At 69.8% G+C, this 16,153-nt stretch carries 18 protein-coding genes and 1 pseudogene; 6 read left to right on the top strand and 13 right to left on the bottom strand.

Going from position 1 to position 16,153, the window contains the following annotated elements; translation table 11 throughout:
• Nucleotides 1–1,204: Hsp70 family protein (locus tag A5681_RS18505; RefSeq protein WP_156738050.1), on the bottom strand; the 1,204-nt coding region annotated here is incomplete at its 3' end.
• A 157-nt stretch (nt 1,205–1,361) separates the two neighbouring features.
• Nucleotides 1,362–2,585 (bottom strand): hypothetical protein, encoded by a 1,224-nt coding sequence (locus A5681_RS18500; protein ID WP_067278160.1) that lies wholly within the window; start codon nt 2,583–2,585, stop codon nt 1,362–1,364.
• Nucleotides 2,586–2,623: 38 nt separating this feature from the next.
• Between A5681_RS18500 and A5681_RS18495 the strand changes: the two genes are divergently transcribed.
• On the top strand, nt 2,624–3,268 hold the full coding sequence (locus A5681_RS18495) for a TetR/AcrR family transcriptional regulator (protein ID WP_067278156.1): 645 nt from the start codon (nt 2,624–2,626) through the stop codon (nt 3,266–3,268).
• 105 nt (nt 3,269–3,373) lie between these two features.
• Nucleotides 3,374–3,853, top strand: coding sequence for a nuclear transport factor 2 family protein (locus A5681_RS18490; protein ID WP_197498645.1), 480 nt, complete (start codon nt 3,374–3,376; stop codon nt 3,851–3,853).
• A gap of 6 nt (nt 3,854–3,859) precedes the next feature.
• Here the strand turns inward: A5681_RS18490 and A5681_RS18485 are convergent, their stop codons facing one another.
• Together A5681_RS18485 and A5681_RS18480 are read right to left on the bottom strand one after the other, a co-directional pair.
• On the bottom strand, nt 3,860–4,516 hold the full coding sequence (locus A5681_RS18485; RefSeq protein WP_067278149.1) for a L,D-transpeptidase family protein: 657 nt from the start codon (nt 4,514–4,516) through the stop codon (nt 3,860–3,862).
• Nucleotides 4,517–4,575: 59 nt separating this feature from the next.
• Complete coding sequence (locus A5681_RS18480) at nt 4,576–5,253, bottom strand: phosphatase PAP2 family protein (protein ID WP_067278145.1); 678 nt, start codon at nt 5,251–5,253, stop codon at nt 4,576–4,578.
• An 81-nt stretch (nt 5,254–5,334) separates the two neighbouring features.
• Between A5681_RS18480 and A5681_RS18475 the strand changes: the two genes are divergently transcribed.
• Nucleotides 5,335–5,817 (top strand): hypothetical protein, encoded by a 483-nt coding sequence (locus tag A5681_RS18475; RefSeq protein ID WP_067278141.1) that lies wholly within the window; start codon nt 5,335–5,337, stop codon nt 5,815–5,817.
• Here A5681_RS18475 and A5681_RS18470 read toward each other — a convergent pair.
• Nucleotides 5,801–6,085, bottom strand: a complete 285-nt coding sequence (locus A5681_RS18470) for a hypothetical protein (RefSeq protein ID WP_067278138.1) — start codon at nt 6,083–6,085, stop codon at nt 5,801–5,803. The two genes, A5681_RS18475 and A5681_RS18470, sit on opposite strands and share 17 nt — an antisense overlap.
• Before the next feature lie 73 nt (nt 6,086–6,158).
• Here A5681_RS18470 and bluB point away from each other — a divergent pair, with 73 nt between their 5' ends.
• A complete protein-coding gene (gene bluB, locus A5681_RS18465) occupies nt 6,159–6,833 on the top strand; it encodes a 5,6-dimethylbenzimidazole synthase (RefSeq protein WP_067278134.1) in 675 nt (224 codons plus the stop codon).
• Between the two features lie 37 nt (nt 6,834–6,870).
• Complete coding sequence (locus A5681_RS18460; protein ID WP_067278131.1) at nt 6,871–8,274, top strand: sulfatase; 1,404 nt, start codon at nt 6,871–6,873, stop codon at nt 8,272–8,274.
• On the opposite strand, the gene A5681_RS18455 is transcribed toward A5681_RS18460, so the two are convergent.
• Nucleotides 8,271–9,056: a trans-aconitate 2-methyltransferase gene (locus A5681_RS18455; RefSeq protein WP_067278126.1), complete on the bottom strand. Its 786-nt coding sequence runs from the start codon at nt 9,054–9,056 to the stop codon at nt 8,271–8,273. The genes A5681_RS18460 and A5681_RS18455 overlap by 4 nt on opposite strands.
• Before the next feature lie 122 nt (nt 9,057–9,178).
• Here A5681_RS18455 and A5681_RS18450 point away from each other — a divergent pair, with 122 nt between their 5' ends.
• Nucleotides 9,179–10,372: an alpha/beta hydrolase family protein gene (locus A5681_RS18450; protein ID WP_067278123.1), complete on the top strand. Its 1,194-nt coding sequence runs from the start codon at nt 9,179–9,181 to the stop codon at nt 10,370–10,372.
• Here A5681_RS18450 and eccE read toward each other — a convergent pair.
• The 7 genes and pseudogenes from eccE to A5681_RS27505 all read right to left on the bottom strand — a co-directional run.
• Nucleotides 10,362–11,333: a type VII secretion protein EccE gene (gene eccE, locus A5681_RS18445; protein ID WP_067278168.1), complete on the bottom strand. Its 972-nt coding sequence runs from the start codon at nt 11,331–11,333 to the stop codon at nt 10,362–10,364. The genes A5681_RS18450 and eccE overlap by 11 nt on opposite strands.
• Nucleotides 11,334–11,347: 14 nt before the next feature.
• Nucleotides 11,348–12,751, bottom strand: a complete 1,404-nt coding sequence (gene mycP, locus A5681_RS18440) for a type VII secretion-associated serine protease mycosin (RefSeq protein WP_067278119.1) — start codon at nt 12,749–12,751, stop codon at nt 11,348–11,350.
• Nucleotides 12,748–14,211 (bottom strand): type VII secretion integral membrane protein EccD, encoded by a 1,464-nt coding sequence (eccD, locus tag A5681_RS18435; protein ID WP_156738049.1) that lies wholly within the window; start codon nt 14,209–14,211, stop codon nt 12,748–12,750. The genes mycP and eccD overlap by 4 nt, the downstream gene beginning before the upstream one ends.
• 35 nt (nt 14,212–14,246) lie before the next feature.
• Entirely contained in the window at nt 14,247–15,116 is an 870-nt protein-coding gene (locus A5681_RS18430; protein WP_067278115.1) for an ESX secretion-associated protein EspG, read from the bottom strand.
• Between the two features lie 10 nt (nt 15,117–15,126).
• Nucleotides 15,127–15,417: a WXG100 family type VII secretion target gene (locus tag A5681_RS18425; RefSeq protein WP_067278112.1), complete on the bottom strand. Its 291-nt coding sequence runs from the start codon at nt 15,415–15,417 to the stop codon at nt 15,127–15,129.
• Nucleotides 15,418–15,452: 35 nt separating this feature from the next.
• Nucleotides 15,453–15,746, bottom strand: coding sequence for a type VII secretion system protein EsxG (gene esxG, locus A5681_RS18420; RefSeq protein ID WP_067278108.1), 294 nt, complete (start codon nt 15,744–15,746; stop codon nt 15,453–15,455).
• A 63-nt stretch (nt 15,747–15,809) separates the two neighbouring features.
• Nucleotides 15,810–16,153, bottom strand: a pseudogene (locus tag A5681_RS27505) (PPE family protein); the annotation flags it as partial.

Here is a 16,153-nt window from a genome sequence, read left to right as displayed (position 1 = left end):
CCCGCAGGTCTCCGGGGTACTCGGTCTGCGACCAGGCCAGCTCGCGATCCGTCAGCGCCTCGTCGTCGATCACCAGGACATCACCGGCCCCGAGATCGACGACGTCGCCGGTGGCGTTGGCGGACGCCAGCAGGCTCATCGACGTTCGGGTGCGCAGGCTCAGCTCTTCGCCGCGGGCGGCCAGCTGCAGCGCCCCGCAGGCCGCCGCGAGGGCGGGCTGCGACGGCGTCAGGACCGGTGTGCGCCCATGGATCGAAAGCCGCTCGGCGACAAGCGGAATCTGGGCGCCCCCGCCGACGGCTACCACCGCCGCGAGGTCGCCCCAGTTCTTGCGGTAGCGCACCAGCATGTCGTCGAGGGCGTAGATGAAACCGGTCAGCCGATCCGCCATCAGGTCTTCGAGATCGTCGCGCTTGAGCGTGAAGCTGCAGCTGCGTTCGCCGAGCACGGCGGCGATCTCGGTCACCACGTCGGTGGACAGCCGCTCCTTGGCCAACCGGCACTGTTCGCGCAGGTCACCGAGCTGCCCGACCGCGGCCGTGCTGGCCGGGTCGATGCCGCTGCCGCGGCCCAGCTCCTCGAAGACCCGAAGCAGCAGCTCCTGGTCGATCTCGTCACCGGACAGGGCCGCGTAACGCATTGTGGCGCTGACCAATTCGAAATCGCCGGCGACGTTCACCAGTGTGGCCGAGGTCCCCCCGCCGCCGAAGTCGAGCAGCCCCACCACGCCGTCGTCGGGCAGGCCGAGCTCGGCCTTCACCGCGGTCAACGACGCGATGGCGTCCGAAACCAGCCGGGGCGCCATGCCGCTGCGGACGAACCCCAGATGGGTCCGCAACCCGTCGCGCAGTGCTTGCACCGTAACGGGTTTCCAGTAGGCGGGCACGGCGATCGAGATCTCCGCGCAGGACGCGTCCGCGCCGACGGCGCGCACCATGGCGTCCAGCGCCTCCACCGTGAGCAGTTCGGGGTCGTGCGCGGACCCGTCGGCCGACACCAGCGCCACCGAGTCACCGATGCGCTGAACGAAGCCCTTCATCATCACGCCGGGCTCGAACGGATATGAATTCTCTTCGGGCACACCAACTTTCGGTGCGCAGTGCGGATAAAGGGTCAGCACCGAGCGCCGGGTAACCGGTGGGCTTTCATTACGCGCAGCGACCAGGTTCGTGGTCCCGATCGACAACCCAAGTGGGTCGTACATAGAGCGAAAACCTTCGTCTATAGGGGTCGGTGGCCAGCGTTAACCATAGCCGCAGACACGCCCAAAGCCGATGGCTTGCAACGTCATCGGTACCCGGTCGATGCGACCTCGTCACCGAAGCGGTACCGGCTACCCCTTGACAAATCGACGCGGGTGCTTACACCACGGTCAGCGGCAGCGATCGCCTCGGCTCGAATTGGAATGTCGCTCCGCCGCTCACCTTCGTTACCGACACCTCCGGCAGTTCGGCCGCCGCCGTGTCGGTTTCGACCAGTTCGGCGGTCCAGTCGGTGCTGGTGCCGCTGACGCGAACCTCGATGTGCGGGTCGATGGCGGTGGCGATCGCCTGCAGTGGTTGCACGGATTCCGGGGAGCAGAGCGCGATCCAGGCGGCATCGTCGTGCGCCGGGGAGCGGTGCACGACGAGCCGGTCGGCCGTCTCCGCGCGGACATAGTCCGCGGGGTTCAGCAGGGGGTGCAGTTCGAGCACCTGCAGCACCCCGTCGATGCCACCGGGGAGTCCCAGCGCGCGGTGGATGCGCTCGGCGGCGACGCCCGCGATGCCGGTCAGGCCCTGCGTGCACACCGACACGGCCTGCGCGTCGTCGGCGGCGCGCGCGCTGACCGCGATGGCGAACGACAGGTAGAGCAGATGCATCTGCAGACAGACCTCGTCGGCCATCCGGACCAGCGCCGAATGCGAGAAGCCGGCGAAGTCGAAGTCGGACAGCAGCGGGCCGGAATAGTCCGCCTTGCCCTCCTCGGAGCGGTCGATCGGATCGAGTTCCCATGTGGCGGCGCGGGTTTGGCGGACGATGTCCAGCGCGGGAATGCTCTGGGCCTCGGGGTAGGACTCGTCGATGATCACGGTCCACGCGCAGTGCGGATGCCGATCGGCCGGAGTCCGCGGCGGCCGGTGAATGGGGCGCACCTGAGCGCGCGGGTTGGTCGCCACCGCGGTGGCGTCGAACGTCGGGTCCTCGATGGTGTGGCACATCCCGAAGACGTACTTCTCCCCCATCGGCTCCACGTCGAGCAGCGCGCCGCAGTGGTCGAGGTGGAATTCGCCGTGCCAGCGGTCGTGCACGGTGTAGCGGAAGTCCATGAACTGCGGCGGGGCGCCGATGTCGAGCTGCAGCCCCTTGAAGATGGTCGGCACGTCGTTGCCCTCGAAGCCGAGCGCCCGCTGCATGCGTCGGGTGTAGATCGGGCTGGCGCCCGCCCACTCCTCGATCGCGATCTGCACCATCTCGTCGCGGCCGAACGCGCTGATGCACCAGGCCATGCCCGAGCGGTCGATCAGCTGCCCGATCAAGAGCAGTTCGGGAACCAGGACAGCCAGCTGCTCGCGCGTCAACCGCGCGTATCGGGATCGGCTCACGCGCCAAAAATAGACGCGGCTATGTTATAAAGTCAACAATGTCCATTGCCGCAGGTCAGATGCCCGGGAGCTCGGTCGGCCCCACCCGGCGCACCAGCGCGCCGCGCAAGCGCGGCGACGACACCCGCGCGCGCATCATCGACGAGACGGTCCGCTGCATTGTCGAGGAGGGCTTCCCGGCCGCCACCGCCAAGCACGTGGCCGAACGAGCGGGCGTGACCTGGGGGGTCATCCAGTACCACTTCGGCGATCGCAACGGCCTGTTGATGGCGGTGGTGGACGACGGGGTGGACCGGCTGATCGAAAGCCTGTCGTCGGCCGACGTCAGCGAGCTGCCGCTGCGCGAGCGCATCGAGGTGGTCGTCGACACGGCGTGGAGCTGTTACAGCAGCCCGACCTCGATGGCGGCGTTCGAGATCCTGCGGGCGACGCGTGGGGGGCTCGGTGAGTCCCCGCGGCGACACCTGTTGGAGATGAACGACGCGATCGGTCAGCTGGGCCGGCTGATCACCACCGATGCGGCGAATGCCGGTGTGGCCGAGGTGATCTGGGCGACGTTGCGGGGCGTGGTGCTGGCGCAGATGGTCACCGGATCGGCGATCGACTGGAGCCTGGAACGGCGGGCTCTGATCGACATGGTGACCCGTTACCTCTCCGAGGGGCACGGCCACCGCGACACTTAAACCACGCACAAGACACGCCGCACAGCGTGACCGTGGTTTAAGTCTCGGCGACGGCTCTTCGATGCGAGCGCGGGCCGATTATCACCCGTGTGCTGCAATGACCTGATGACCCCTCAAGATCTCGCCGACATCGAAGCCATCAAGCAGGTGAAGTACCGGTACCTGCGCGCGCTGGACACCAAGCACTGGGACGACTTCGCCGACACGCTCGCCGAGGACATCAAGGCCGACTACGGGCCGTCGATCGGCAACGAGTTGCACTTCACCAACCGCGACGACCTGGTCGAGTACATGCGCACCTCGCTGCCCGCCAACGTCGTCACCGAGCACCGGGTGACCCATCCGGACATCGTCGTCGACGGCGATACCGCAACGGGCAGTTGGTATCTGCAGGACCGGGTGATCGTCGCCGACCTCAACTTCATGCTGATCGGCGCGGCCTTCTATCGCGACACCTACCGGCGCACCGACGCCGGCTGGAAGATCAGCGGCACCGGCTACGACCGAACCTACGACGCCACAATGTCGTTGGAGGGCATGAACTTCACGCTCAAGCCCGGTCGCGCGCTGGCCACCGACGCCTGAGGCGCGCTATTTGGTGATGGCGATGACGGCGCCGGGCCGCAGCCATTTCATGATCGACACCAGCTGAGCGTCGTCGACCGCCACGCAGCCCTCGGTGGGTTTCCCGTCGGTGGTGTGGAAGAAGAACGCCGCGCCGCCGCCCGGGGTCTTGTTCTTGTTGACGCCCATCACGACCGCGTGCTTGTACTGCGGGATCTGCAGGTTCTCGCTGTCGGCGGTGTTGAACGGGCACTGCGCCTTCTGGCAGACCTGCATCGAGTTGAAGGTGGGGCTGTGGTCGTCGCCGCTCCACCAGTGGTTGGGACCCACCTGCGTGTAGGGCAGTCCGGTGCCGGGATTGGGCGCGGTGCCGAACGCGGAGTCCAGCGTGTAGACGCCCATCGGAGTGGCCGGCACCCCGCTCTTGGCCTGCGGCGCCATGCCCGCGGATCCGACGTGGGTGGGAATCCCGGTCCGCAGCGCCTGCCAGCCGGCGGCCGTGCGCTGATAGATGTCCATCGTCGCGTTCGATCCGCCGGTGCTGACCACCGAAACCACCTGCGTGGCATCGCCGACGGCGTTCGCGAACCACGGGGCGCCCGCCGCACCGCTGATCGGCGCCAGGGCCAGGGCCACGAAAAACGCGCACGCCGAAGCGAACAGTGAAGCGAGCAGTCGGCGCATGACCTCAATCGTCAAACCCTCGCCGCGCAAGGTCAAGTAAAGCTTCAGACCCGGTTAGGTCACCGCGCCGTGACCAAATCGCCCGCGTCAAAAGGTTTTCGGGAGAGCGCCGCGCGTGGCGGCCGAATCACCGTGAAGCACAACAGGAAATAGAGATAGCCGAGCGACCAGCCGGCCACCACATCGGACGGGTAGTGCACGTTCAGCGCCACCCGCGAGACGCCCACCGCGAGCACGCACAGCGCGACCACCCCGACCGCGACGCGGCGGCTCACCCGGTTCACCGTCGGCGACATCAACGACAACGCCGCGAGCAGCGCGGCCGTCACCTCCAGCGCATGCCCGGACGGAAACGACGTCTCGGCCGCGGCCACCAGCATGGTCGGCGGCCGAGGCCGGTCCACCAGCGACTTCGCCGCCACCGTCACCAGGCCGCTGAGCGGCGCGCAGGCCAGCAACAACAGGGCCTCCCGCACCCGCCGCGCCGCCAGGGCGCCGACCGCCGCCACCGTGCCGAGCACCCGCAACGGAACCGGGCCCAGCGCAAAGGAGACGTCCGACCAGAACCGCACCCAGAACGGGTGTTTGACCGCGCTGTCACGCGCCGCGTTCAGCAGCGACCAATCCAGGCGCTGCTGCCAGTGCCAGCCCTGCGAGTAACCCACCCACATCAGCGCGTAGCCGGCCGCCGCGGCCAGGGCGACGCACAGGGCCGGTACGGTCCGCGCTCGGGTCATACCCCACGGATACCAGCTGGGCTGCGGGCAGCGTCCGGCGGCCTGACCACGCCGCCGCCCGGGCCGCGCCATACTGGCGTCATGGCCGTATTTGTCCGTAGGTTGCTCGGCATCGGCAAGCTGCCCGACGACGTGTACGCGCAGCTCGAGGTGGAGGGCCTGCGTTACCTCGCCGACTACGTGGCGGTGACCCGGCGATTCAAGGGCGCCATCCCGGGCGTGCGGTTGCCGCACAGTGTCGCCAGCTATACGGGTTCGCTGGCGTTCACCTCGGAGCGGGTGCTGGCCACGCTGTCCATGCTGCCCCGGCTGGCCGGCCCGACCGTCGACGTTCGCTGGGACGCGCCGCAGACCGGATCGGCGCGGGTGGAGATCTCGTCGACCGGTCTGCAGGTCGACGTCGCCGTCGCGCAGGTCGACCCGAAGTTCAGCGGCCAGTTGTCGCTGCACTACAAGGCGGCCATCCCGGACGATGTGCTCAGCGGCCTGCCGCGGCGATCGCTGGCCTTCGACATGCCGCCCGAGTACGTGTTCCGCGCGGTCGGCGTTACCTATAGTCCGTGATCGTCAGCCGCGGCCAGGGCGGCTGGCGCAGCACCGCCAGGCTGCCGATCACCGCCGCCAGCAGGCCGGTGATCACCCCGATCAGCGCGATGCGGTTGCCGTCGACGGCGGGTTTCCAGGAGGCCTCGCCGTTGCGGACGACGAAGACGCCGAGCGGTTTGACCACCGGAATCACGGTGGTGCCGTCCGGTGTCTGATAGGGCTCCCCGTACACGCGGCCCGCGGCCCCGTTCGTCGGCGGCCGCTCGAGTAGTTCGAAGGGCTTCACGGAACACTCCTTTCCTGGGTGTTCACCCGGTCCGTGTCGCGGACACCGTTCACGCTAACCCGGATTTCCTACGATGACTCCCGTGAGCGAGCAGGCCTTCAGCCCGCAGGAGCGCCGGGCCGTCTATCGGGTGATTTCCGAGCGGCGCGACATGCGGCGGTTCTCACCCGGGGCGGTGGACGAGGCCGTGCTGGCGCGCCTGCTGCAGGCGGCCCACGCGGCGCCCAGCGTCGGTCTGATGCAGCCCTGGCGTTTCATCCGGATCACCGACGACTCGCTGCGGCGGCGCATCCACGCGCTCGTCGACGAGGAGCGTCCGCGCACCGCCGCGGCCCTGGGCGAGCGCGGCGGGGAGTTTCTCGCGCTGAAAGTCGAAGGCATCCTCGAGTGCGCCGAGCTGCTGGTGGTGGCGCTGTGCGACGACCGGGACAAGCACGTGTTCGGCCGCCGGACGCTGCCGCAGATGGACCTCGCGTCGGTGTCGTGCGCGATCCAGAACCTGTGGCTGGCCGCGCGCTCCGAAGGCCTTGGCATGGGTTGGGTTTCGCTGTTCGATCCGCACCGGTTGGCGGCGTTGCTCGAGATGCCGGCGGGAGCCGAGCCGGTGGCCATCCTGTGCCTGGGCCCGGTGCCCGAATTCCCCGATCGGCCGGTCTTGGAACTCGACGGCTGGGCCGTCGGGCGGCCCCTGTCGGAGTTCGTCTGCGAGAACCGGTGGAGTCGGCGCCCCCAGCCTCTGCCCGACTAGCTGCGGTATCGTCGCCGGTCGCGGGCAAGTTGGAGAGGTGACGCAATTGGCGCCGGGCGAAGAAGCCGACCGGAACGACAACGTGTTGATCGTGCACTGGCACGATCTGGGGCGCTACCTCGGCGTGTACGGCCACCCGGATGTCGACAGCCCCCGGCTGGACCGCCTTGCCGCCGAGGGCATCCTGTTCACCAGGGCGCACGCCACCGCGCCGCTGTGCTCGCCGTCGCGCGGATCGCTGTTCACCGGTCGCTACCCGCAGAGCAACGGCCTGATCGGGCTGGCGCATCACGGCTGGGAGTACCGCAGCGGCGTGCGCACGCTGCCGCAGATCTTGACCGATGCGGGTTGGTACTCCGCGCTTTTCGGCATGCAGCATGAGACCTCCTACCCGCAGCGGCTGGGCTTCGACGAGTTCGACGTGTCGAATTCCTACTGCGAGTACGTGGTGGACCGGGCCTCCGAGTGGCTGCGAGACGGCACCGAAGACCTCGCGGGCCAACCGTTCCTGTTGACCGCGGGATTCTTCGAGACCCACCGGCCGTATCCCCGGGACCGCTACCAGCCGGCCGACAGCGCCGAGGTGGACCCGCCCGATTACCTCCCCGACACCCCCGAGGTGCGCGACGACCTGGCCAGCTTCTACGGGTCGATCGCGACGGCCGATGCCGCCGTCGGCCGCCTGCTGGACACACTGGCCGAAACGGGCCTGGACGCCAGCACCTGGGTGGTGTTCTTCACCGACCACGGCCCGGCGTTTCCCCGCGCCAAGTCCACGCTCTATGACGCGGGGACCGGCATCGGCATGATCATCCGGCCGCCGACCGGCCGGGCGCTGCCCCCGCGGGTCTACGACGAGCTGTTCAGCGGCGTGGACCTGCTGCCGACGCTGCTGGGCCTGCTGGGGCTGGACGTTCCGCCCGATGTCGAGGGCGTGTCCCACGCGCGCGCCCTGGTCGAACCCGACCCGCACACCGTGCCGGTCAGGGACCACGTGTACACGACGAAGACCTACCACGACTCGTTCGACCCCATCCGCGCGATTCGCACCAAGGACTACAGCTACATCGAGAATTACGCGTCCCGGCCGCTGCTGGACCTGCCGCTGGATATCGAGGAAAGCCCGTCCGGGGCCGCCGTGGCGCCGTTCATCACCGGTCCCCGCCCGCAGCGCGAACTCTACGACCTGCGCGCCGACCCCACCGAAACCACCAACCTGCTGGCCGGTGGCGACGCCGACGCCGACGAGATCGCGGCCGATTTGGCTGTGCGCCTTCATGATTGGCGTCAGCGCACGGGCGATGTCATTCCCTCGGAGTTCGCCGGCACCCGCATCTCGGCCCGGTACACCGAGACATACCTGCACATACATCGGGTGAAGCCGACGGCCCGGTCGGCGCTCGCCGTCGACCGCGGCATCGAGGAGCAGGCGAGCGGTTAGCCGCCGGACCGCCGGGATCCGCCGACCTCGGCGACGATGAACACCCGCCGGAACGGGAAGATCGTCGTTCCATCGGCCCGGGGCGGGTAGGCGTCGTCCAGCAGTGGGATGAGTTCCTCGCGGAACCGTTCCCAGTCTTCGGGGTTGAGCCGCTCGCGCACCGGAACCAGCGCCGTCCCGGTGATCCATTCCAGCACCGGGTTGTCACCGGTCAGCTGGTGCAGGTAGGTGGTCTCCCAGACGTCGACCTTGCACCCCGCGTCCAGCAGCAGGTTGGCGTACTGGATCGGTGGCTGCACGACGGCACCGACGCGAAATGGTATGTCCCGCATCACCTTTGCGTACGGCTCCCGGCGGGCCAGGGTCCGCACCGTGGCGTGCGACGGCGTCTCGAAATTGCCGGGAACCTGAACCGCGATCCACGACCCGGACGGCAGCTCGTCCGCCCACCGGACCAGCAGATCGGCGTGCTCGGGCACCCAGTGCAGCGCGGCGTTGCTGACCACCACGTCGGTATCGGGCTTGGGCTTCCAATCCCGCAGATCGCCGACGACGGCGTCGATGCCGCGCTCCTTCGCGGCGGCGACCATCTCCGGCGAGGTGTCGATCGCCTCGATCACCGCGTCCGGCCACCGCCGGGACAGGTACTTGGTCAGGTGGCCCGGCCCACACCCGAGATCGACCACCCGCCGGGCCCGCTCGGCCCCCACCCGAGACAGCAGGTCGTAGAAGGGCCGGCTGCGATGGTCCGCAAAGGCCAGGTAGACATCGGGATCCCACATGTCAGTCCTCCTGATCAACGCGCCGCCGGCTGCCGGGGAGATAGACAAACCGTATTACCGCACACGGCACCGCCGCCCAACTGGCCCCGGCCGGGGCCCCCGGGGAGTTAGCATCGGCGTTCGTGGCGCCCGACACCTCGATTGAACCGCCCATTCCCGCTGCCTTCGAAGGCGCGGACGTTCCCGCCGACGACGGCGGATTGCCCCCGAACTCCGCGCTGTCCCCCCGCCAGCGCATGGTAGTCGAGGGCTCGGCCGTCGGCGACCTCGCGCTTCGCACGTGGGTGTCCTCTCTGCTCACCGTGACCGTTGCGCCGGCCGTCGTCGCCGCCTCCCTGCGGCACGCCGATGCCCGCGACGAGCGCGCCAACCTGAGCTTCTACGCGGAGCTGGGCGCGCGGCGCGACCCGGTGGAGTCGTTTCCCGCGCCGACCGCGTCGCCGCGGGTCTCGTCGCGGCGGGCCAGCCCGCTGACCGAGTGGGTCGCGGGCGGAACGGTGGAAAACATCGCGTTCCCAAGCAGCTTCACGGCGATCAACCCCGCGATGCGCCGGCAGTGGTCCGCCTTCAGAGCCAACAACACCGTGCGCGCCCAGCACTGGCGCCACGATGACGGGCCGCGTCCCACGCTCTGCGTCATCCATGGCTTCATGGGGTCGTCGTACCTAGCCAACGGGCGATTCTTCGCGCTGCCATGGTATTACCGCGCCGGCTACGACGTCCTGTTGTACACCTTGCCATTTCACGGCAAGCGAGCCGAACGACTCTCGCCGTTCAGCGGTTTCGGTTATTTCGCGGGCGGCCTGAGCGGTTTCGCCGAGGCGATGGCCCAGGCCGTGCACGACTTTCGCTCCGTCCTCGACTACCTGCGCGACACCGGAGTCGACCGCATCGCGCTGACCGGCATATCGCTGGGTGGCTACACCTCGGCGCTGGTGGCCTCCGTCGACGACCGGCTCGAGGCCGTCATCCCGAACTGCCCCGTGGTCACCCCGGCGACCCTCTTCGACGAATGGTTCCCGGCCAACCAGCTCGTGCGGCTGGGGCTGCGCCTGTCTGGTATCAGCCCCGCGGAGTTATCCGACGGGCTTGCCTACCATTGCCCGCTGACCTACCGGCCGCTGCTGGACAAGGACCGGCGGATGATCATCACCGGGCTCGGCGATCGGATGGCGCCACCGGATCATGCGGTCCGGTTGTGGGAGCACTGGGATCGCTGTGCGCTGCACTGGTTTCCGGGCAGTCACGTGCTGCACGTGAGCCAACTGGACTACCTGCGCCGGATGACCGCGTTCCTGCAGACCGTTATGTTCTAGCGGCCTCGGTGGCCGAAGGCGCGCGCACCGGGGTCGGCCAGTCGAGCTGCGCGAGCAAGCCCGTCGGCACCTCGGCGTGGCCGTCGAGGCGCCGGGTGGACAACAGGTCCAGTGCCTGCAGCGCCGGCCGGTGATTGCCGCGCTGCGGGATCAACCCGGCCGGCGGGGTGATCCGCGCCGGCGGCGTATCGGTCAAAAAGGCGCAGGCGGCCGCGACGGTGTAATGCGTCGCGTCACCGGCGAGTTCCAGCGCGGTGCACGTCTCGCGCGCTGGGTGCTCCTTGATGGCCTCGAGGGTCTCCGTCAGCTCCGCACCAACCGGGATCTGGTATGCCGCAAGGTAATCCGAGGCTCCGCGCTGCACGCCGGACCAGCTCTCGCGAGAGTTGGAGGTGAGCAGCCGCGGAACGTCGTCGGGCGCGACGCTGGTGACGTCCCAGCCGAGCTCCCGCAGGTGGTCGGCCAGCCGGCGCGCCGACACCTGCGCGGTCTCGTGCAGCGGGATGCGTTCCGAGCGCGCCCGCAGCGCGCCCAGATTCTCGGTGGCCGAAATCGTGAGTCCGATCCATGTCTCGCGCCTGGATGGGTCGGATGCGTTGTCCCGGTTGGTGATCCGGATCTTGTGCGCCCGAACGCCGTAGCGGTCCAGGTAGCGGGCGATCAACGACAACGGCAGCACATCGGCGTCGCCGCCCGACCCGCCGACCCGCAGCAGCGCGGTGGTCGCGGTGGCCGAGTCGGATTCGGGCGCGGGGGTCCCGCCGCGTCCCATGATCGCCAGCCGGCGGCGCACCAGGGTGGTGAAGTACAAGCCGCGCCAGCAGCCGAACAGCACGATGACCACGGCCGCGGCGATGCCGAGCAACCAGTAATCCCGGGGTGAACGCCAGGGGTAGGCCATCACCGCGGGCACGACGGCCAGCAGCGCCAGCGTGATTCGGCCGGGTCCGGGGGTTGGCATCCAGCGCTGCAGGGTCACGGGATGGGGTCCTTTCGTCGGCGGGCGGCGGTGGCGGCGATCGCACCCGCGACTGCAACGAGCACAGCCAGCGCGGCGGTTCCAGCCAGCGCGACGGTCCGCGGGGTGGTGTCCTTGGGCGCGGGCGCCGGCGGAACGGCGACAGGTTTGACCTGAGCGGCGGGCGGTTGATTGCCGGCGGGCAGTTGCCAGGTCAGGGCCGCCACCGGGTCCACGCTGCCGGTGCCGATGACGTTGGAGGGCGCGCGTGCACCGCCCAGCGCGGTCGCGGTGATGCGATGGATGACCTGCGTGGCGTTGAGGTCGGGGTACTTGCTGCGGACCAACGCCGCGACGCCGGCGACGTAACCGGCCGCATAGCTGGTGCCGCTCAACGCGACCTGCTGTTGATGTTCGTCGGGCAGCCCGTTGGCCAGCCCGCCGCCGTCGGCATTGCTGACCGACACGATGCGTTCCCCGGGCGCCGCGATGCCCACCCACGGCCCGGCCATGGTGAATTTCGACGGCTGACCGTCCGGTGTCAGGGAAGCCACCGACAGCACGTAGGGCTGCCACACCGACGGGATGGAGACCGAGGTGACACCCGCCCAGTTGCGGGGGTCATCCGGGCGGCCCAGGTCGGTGAGCGGGTTGGACTCGCAGGAGGTTCCGCCGGCGACCGATCCGGTCGGTCCGGTGTTGCCCGCGGCGGCCACGATCACCGCGTCCTTGTCCACCGCGGCGTAGCGGATCGCCGCGCCGAGCGCGGCCTGGTCGACCGGCCGGTCGGCGGGCAGGCAAGTGAGCGTGGAGATGTCGATCACGCGGGCTCCGAGGTCGGCGGCGTGCACGATCGCGCGACCCAGCGTCGCGACGTCCAGTGACGCCCGCGCCATCAGCGGGTCCCCGCCGGGCGTCCGTGGCGAGAACTTGGCCGACGTCGTCCTGATCGAGACCACCCGCGCCGCGGGCGCGACGCCGGAGAAGCCGTCCTCACCGCGGCCGGCGGGCAGGCCGGCGATGAGCCCGGCGACCAGGGTGCCGTGGCCGTCGCAGTCGGTCAGCCCGTCGGTGGCCTCGACGAAGTCGCCGCCCGGGTCGACGTTGGGCAGCCGCGGCCCCGGCCGCACCCCCGTGTCGAGCACCGCCACCAGCTGACCCTCGCCACGCGAAAACTGCCATGCCCCAGGCAGATTCAGCGTCGCCTGGCTGGGCGTGACGGCCGCGGGATCGCTGCCGGGGATGATCCCGGAGGTGGTGCAGGGACCGCGCTGCTCCATCGGCTGCACGGCGCCCGGGGCCCCGCTGGGCGGCGGGACGCCGGGGTCGACCTTCGGCGCCTCGATGGCCAGCGCCGACGGGCACGTCCACAGCATGGCCGCCAAACCCGCTGCGAGACAAGCCGATCCGGATCGGATCATCGATTGAGAATCCAGGTGAAGATGCCGACCAGGAAGGCCATCACGGGGATGAGCGAGGCGTCGAGCCCGGCCGCGACGAAGCCCACCAGCCGGCGCACGGGCAGCGAATAGCTCTCCGGCTCGGCGATCTGCGGGTTCAGCGCCACCACCACCCACACCAGGGCCAGCGTTGTAAGCACCAGCGCCGCGCCGAGGGCGGCGGCGTAGCGACCGGTCGCGGTGTAGAGCACCAGCAGCACCCCGCCGGTCAGGTAGGGCTGCGCCAGCAGCCACGCCTTGCACGCGGCCGAATCCCACACCCGGGCGCGCAGCACGGACGTGGCCGCGGTGGCGCCCACCACGTACCAGCCCACACCGCTCAACGCCTCGGGCCGCAGCGCGATCGCCACCGAGCCCAGGACGCTGAGAATCACTGCGGCGGCGATGAATCCGTTCTGGTGGGCATCGCCGGTCCGCACCCGCCGCGGCAGGTCCTCGAGCACCCGCAGCGACGGCGCCGACGGGGTGGGGTCACCCGGCGCCGGGATGACCGGCAACGGGAATCGCGCCCAGAGCGCGGAGAGTTGCGCCGCCTCGATGGTGACCAGCAGCGCCGCGACGATCAGGCCGCAGCCGATGGCCAGCGGCCGCAGGCGCCAGAGCACCTCGGCGCCGGCGGCCAGCAACACCCCGGTCCCCACCACCGCGGTCGCGGTGAAGAACCCGACGACGCGCTCACGCTCGGCGCTGGGCACCATGAGCGCGATGAGCGACCAGGCGGTGACCCCCGCCGCGGCGAGCATGATCTGCGCCGCCCCGAACCGTCCGGGCACGGCCAACGCCAGCGCGGCGCCGATGGGCACCAGCGCGGCGATCGAGCACACCAACCCGGTGCGCGGCGAGCGGGCCGCGACCAGCAAGCCGACGATCGCGGTCAGGGCCGCGACCGCGCTGACGGCGACCAGCCCGGCCAGCGCGCCGGTGGCGACGCGGTAGGTGACCGAGAGCCCGGTGACCAGGAACGCGACCGCGATCACCGCGGCCAGCGCCCCGCGCCGGATATGCGTTGCGCCCCAGGGCTTCAGCCGCGAGGTCGAGAAGATCATGGCCGCGTCGGCGATGTCCTCGACGATGCCGGGGGCCGCGTGGCCGACCGGCACCGGCTGCAGCGCCAGCAGGTCGCCGTCCACGACCCCGACCGTGTCCAGGCTCGCGTCCAGGCTGAACGGCGCGCCGCCGATGGGCGCGAGGCTCAGTTGGATGGCGGCGCCGAGGTCGGCGGCGCCGCGGGCGGTGTCGTCGGATTCGCCGTTCGACGCCGAAGGAACCACCAACCGCTGGACCGCGGGCAGGATCTCACGCAGCGGCAGCTCGGCGGGCAACGCCATTTCCGTCAGCCTGCTGTCCGCGAGGATTGCCACGCGGACGATCGGCATGACGGCGCCGGACGTCACCGGACCCTCGAGGGACGCGGGGGCCATACCTGAAACATCGTTGCTCTCTTTTCCGTTGGGGGTTACGCGTGTTGCGCGGTGAAATCTCGGGCCAAGCGGTGGCCGGGGAACCATTCGGACTCCGGCAGCAAGGCGGTCAGCTGTTCGATCGCGAGGGCGATCGCGAACGGTGTGCCCGGGGCGAAGGTCGACACCCACTCGCCGTCGAAGGCGCGGGACGGGCTCACCAGCACGCGGCCCGCGGCGGCGTCGACGATGCTCATCCCCACCTCGGTGGTGGCGTGCCTGCCGTCGCGACGGCACCCCGCGACGACCTCGACGTAGCTGCGCGGGCCGTTGAACACCGACTCCACCACCGACCGGGCCGACTGCGGGATGCCCAGGTAATCAATGACTTCGGCCAGCGAGGCCCCCGAACGCAGCCGCTCGTCGGCCCGCGCGCCGACCCGGGTCGGCATGCTGAATTCGTCGAATCGGGCCGGCGGTTGCTGCGCCAGCCCGACGCTCAGCACGGGAACCAGCGCGCGCGGGTCGTCGATGTCCATGGCGGTGAACGTGATCAGCTGCGCGCTGCGCAGGGCGACGACGGTCTTGGTGCTGGTGGCGGGGCGCTGCGCCACGATGCCGCGCAGCAACTCGCCGGTGCCGGTGTCCTTGGCCGGCCCCACGTAGCGCAGGTCGAGCCACCGCTCCGGGAAGCACACCACCCTGATCCAGTCGGCCACCGCCGGGTTGACGGCGCCGGCCTCCGATACCAGACCCATCCGGGTCAGCTCGGCTCGCTGACGGTCGAGGAACGGCTGGCGTTGCGCGGCATCGGTGTAGGGCGAGGTGATCGCCAATACCCACGGGAAGCTACCCGCCCCAATGGTTTCCGCTATGAACCAGGCGTGATCGACCGTCAGCTCGACGGCGTTGGGCTCAGCGCTCATTTGACAAGGACTAGCCGCCCCACTTGGCGGCTTCGGCCTGGTCCCGGGCGAGCATGGACGTGGTGTTGGCCTCGTGGGTGCTGGCCATCGACTGGTAGGCGCGCACGAGGCTTTCCATCGCCTGGTTCCACTGGGCCTGCCAAGCCTGGTAGGTCATACCGGTGTCACCCTGCCAGGCGTTGGACAGCGTGGCCTGCTCGCTGGCGATGTCCGAACCGAGCCCCTGCAGCGTGCCGGCGTAGCCGGCCATGTCGGCGGCGTGGCTCAACATCGCCGGGTAGTTGTACATGATCTGGGACATGAGAAGTCCTTTCGCGGTCGTTGGCTGCTGTTGATCTAGAAGGCGTTGTAGCCGGACGCGGCGGCGGCGTCGGCGGCCACGTAGGTTCCCGCGGCGTCACCGAGGTTGGCCTGGGCGATGTCGAGCAGGGTGTTGACCCGCGCGGCGGCCTCGACGAAGCGCGCGTGCGCGGCCTGGAAAGCGGCCGAGGACTCGCCCTGGTGGAACGCCTGTGCCGACATCGCTTCCTGCTCGGCCTGGCTGATGGTGCTGCGCATCAACGCCGCCTTGGCGCTGAAGGCGGACTGCGCGGCCACCAACTGCGGGATGTGAGCGTCCAACATGCTCATGGTGTTTCCTTTCTCTGCGGTCTCATGGGGTTTCGGTGACTGACGAGCATCGGGCTGACTGCCTTATCCCCCTTCCCTTGGCTCGGTCGGGCCGGCCGGGGTGTCCCAGGTGCCGGGCATCATGGGCATCCTTGGGCCGGTGCCGAATTCGCCGTCGGTGAGCTTGGTCAGACCGGTCGCCCTGAAGGTGTTCTCCTTCCGGGCGGTGCCGGCGAAGCCCAGGGTTCCGGCCCCCGCACCGGAAGCGACCGCCGTGGCCAGCTGTTCGTCGTCGTCGTAATCCGGGGGCACGCCGATGTCGGAGTCCATGTCCGCGAACTCGTCGGCGTGGTCACGCAGCGTGGCCCGCCGGCGTCGCCGCGCCCGCGCCTCGGCCCGGCTGGCCGTGGCCGCCGCGGCCGCCGAGA

This window comes from Mycobacterium scrofulaceum, from assembly GCF_001667885.1.
GTDB lineage: Bacteria > Actinomycetota > Actinomycetes > Mycobacteriales > Mycobacteriaceae > Mycobacterium > Mycobacterium scrofulaceum_C.
This window is presented reverse-complemented; position numbering and strand designations above follow the sequence as displayed.

Coding starts and splice junctions, on each gene's coding strand:
- esxG (WP_067278108.1), bottom strand. CDS start 15,746: ATGAGCATGTTGGACGCTCACATCCCGCAGTTGGTGGCCGCGCAGTCC.
- mycP (WP_067278119.1), bottom strand. CDS start 12,751: ATGATCCGATCCGGATCGGCTTGTCTCGCAGCGGGTTTGGCGGCCATG.
- A5681_RS18425 (WP_067278112.1), bottom strand. CDS start 15,417: ATGTCCCAGATCATGTACAACTACCCGGCGATGTTGAGCCACGCCGCC.
- A5681_RS18475 (WP_067278141.1), top strand. CDS start 5,335: ATGGCCGTATTTGTCCGTAGGTTGCTCGGCATCGGCAAGCTGCCCGAC.
- A5681_RS18480 (WP_067278145.1), bottom strand. CDS start 5,253: ATGACCCGAGCGCGGACCGTACCGGCCCTGTGCGTCGCCCTGGCCGCG.
- A5681_RS18485 (WP_067278149.1), bottom strand. CDS start 4,516: ATGCGCCGACTGCTCGCTTCACTGTTCGCTTCGGCGTGCGCGTTTTTC.
- A5681_RS18495 (WP_067278156.1), top strand. CDS start 2,624: ATGTCCATTGCCGCAGGTCAGATGCCCGGGAGCTCGGTCGGCCCCACC.
- bluB (WP_067278134.1), top strand. CDS start 6,159: ATGACTCCCGTGAGCGAGCAGGCCTTCAGCCCGCAGGAGCGCCGGGCC.
- A5681_RS18455 (WP_067278126.1), bottom strand. CDS start 9,056: ATGTGGGATCCCGATGTCTACCTGGCCTTTGCGGACCATCGCAGCCGG.
- A5681_RS18430 (WP_067278115.1), bottom strand. CDS start 15,116: ATGAGCGCTGAGCCCAACGCCGTCGAGCTGACGGTCGATCACGCCTGG.
- eccD (WP_156738049.1), bottom strand. CDS start 14,211: ATGGCCCCCGCGTCCCTCGAGGGTCCGGTGACGTCCGGCGCCGTCATG.
- eccE (WP_067278168.1), bottom strand. CDS start 11,333: ATGCCAACCCCCGGACCCGGCCGAATCACGCTGGCGCTGCTGGCCGTC.
- A5681_RS18490 (WP_197498645.1), top strand. CDS start 3,374: ATGACCCCTCAAGATCTCGCCGACATCGAAGCCATCAAGCAGGTGAAG.